Origin of the sequence: Staphylococcus sp. HMSC057A08, assembly GCF_001812925.1 — a bacterium.
Classification (GTDB): Bacteria; Bacillota; Bacilli; order Staphylococcales; family Staphylococcaceae; genus Staphylococcus; species Staphylococcus hominis.
Genome location: NZ_KV810850.1, coordinates 1 through 2,263 on the forward strand (window position 1 = coordinate 1; position 2,263 = coordinate 2,263).

The following is a 2,263-nucleotide window of genomic DNA, read 5'->3' on the forward strand; positions in this document are numbered from 1 at the left end:
CTGAGTCTGAATCGCTGTCGCTGTCAGAATCTGAGTCTGAGTCGCTATCGCTGTCGATGTCTGGACCATACTCAATTATTTCATCAACTGGTTCTTTTGTGATTTCCTCTGTTGGTTCACCTTCGCCTACTTTTTCTCCTGTTAATGGATTTTTCGTAGTTGGTGTTGTAATTGTTTTTTCTCCATTTTCACCTTTTTGTACGACTTTTTCTGTACCAGGTGCTAGATCTGGATTAAATTCACGTTTTTTATCAAACGGAATCTCTTCTTTTTCTATGATTGGATCGCCATCAACTGGACCGTATTTTGTTACGTCATCCACTGGAGGTGTTACAACTTCTCCTGTATCTGGATTTTTGATACCTGGTTTACCTGGAACTTCTTCTTCGCTACCTTTTGGTGCGTTTGGATCAAATTCATCTTTATGACCTTGTGGTACTTCTTCACCGCCATAATGTACGATTTCGTCCACTGGGTCTTTTGTGATTTCTTCTGTTGGTTCACCTTCGCCTACTTTTTCTCCTGTTAATGGATTTTTCGTAGTTGGTGTTGTAATTGTTTTTTCTCCATTTTCACCTTTTTGTACGACTTCTTCTGTACCAGGTTTTAAGTTTGGATCAAATTCACGTTTTTTATCAAATGGAATCTCTTCTTTTTCTATGATTGGATCGCCATCAACTGGACCGTATTTTGTTACGTCATCCACTGGAGGTGTTACAACTTCTCCTGTATCTGGATTTTTGATACCTGGTTTACCTGGAACTTCTTCTTCGCTACCTTTCGGTGCGTTTGGATCAAATTCGTCTTTATGTCCTTGAGGCACTGCTTCAGGTGCAAAGTGTACAATCTCATCAACTGGATTTTTTGTTACTTCTGTTGTTGGTTCACCACGTTCAACTACATCTCCTGTATCAGGGTCAACTTTAGTTGGTGTAGTTGTTGTTGATTCTCCATCTTCACCTTTTTGTACAATAACATCAGGTGATCCTGGTTCTAGAGTTGGATCAAATTCACGAATAGTTTTATGAGGAATTGGTTGTTTCGTTACTTCCACATCATCAATTAAATCAGCTTGAGGCGTTGTAATTGTTACACCTTCAAGATTTGTTCTCATAGTTCCATCAGAATATCTATTTTGCATATGACTTGAAGTAATTAAGAAATTATATTTTTGAGATTTGTCGATTCCTAAATCATTTGTAGTAGCTGTCCAAGTCTTACCTGCATATGTAGCAGTTACTGTACTTGTGGCTGCGTCGTAATTTAATACTACATCATTTAATCTTTGACCATGGAATTTTCCATCATTTAGATTAGTACTATTATCTGCATAAATTATTTTATTTACAGGGTTATCTTTTGAATTGAGAGCATCAGTTCCTACTTGGCTAGTCACACCATCTGCACCGTTTCTAACAAATGTACCGTAACCAATTTTCGCTGCGCCAATTTGATTTAGATTTTTTTTCTTATCTGCATCGATTTTGTCGACTTTGCCATTAACATTATTGTATGAGGTGTCAATTTTAAAACCGGATGCATTTGCCATACCTTTATCTCTTAAAATACCACCTTGGTTTAAAAAGTCTTGACCAGTTCCTTGAGTAAAGGTAAAGCCCCAACCATCTGCTCCTGTTGTATTACCTTGGTTGTTATTTGCTACTGGAACAGTAATTGTAAAGTCTTTATTAAAATCTATTTTATCATTATATTCTAATGCGCCTTTAGTTCCTGTATTAGGATTGAAGTTTGTATTGAATGCAGTTAGCTCATCTTCTTTAGGGAATTCTTCTTTATACGTTTTATGGATTATATCTCCATATTCTTTAAAGTTACCCGTTCCTTTTTTAGTAACTGTGTCTTGTGCAGCTGCTCTTAATGCTGTTGCTGAATTGTTAACATTTGTTGTTCTAGCATTTCTGCTTACTGAACGGAATGTTGCTCTTGGTTGTGCGTTTTCTTTGTTAGCTGTTTCTTTAAGTGCTTCACTTAAAGCTATTTTTTTAATTTCTTCATTAGATAAATTTGAAATATCTTTTGGTAATACTTTTTCAATTTCAGCTTTCTCTGCTTCTGTAACTTCAGATTTTTTATATAAATCTTTAGCAACTGTATCTACAACGTGAGTTCTCTCAGTTTCTGCTGGTTGAGCATTTGAATTGCTCTTAGCATTTGTTTCTTCAACTGCTGGTGCTTCTTCTTCTGTTGCTACTTTGTTTGTTTCTTCTGCTGATGGCGCTTCTTTTGTTGTTACATCTTCTGT

Annotated in this window: 1 protein-coding gene; it reads right to left on the reverse strand. The window is 36.2% G+C overall.

Going from position 1 to position 2,263, the window contains the following annotated elements; genetic code table 11:
• Nucleotides 1–2,263 (reverse strand): E domain-containing protein (locus HMPREF2881_RS04050; RefSeq protein ID WP_070653663.1); only part of this gene is annotated, 2,263 nt, incomplete at both ends.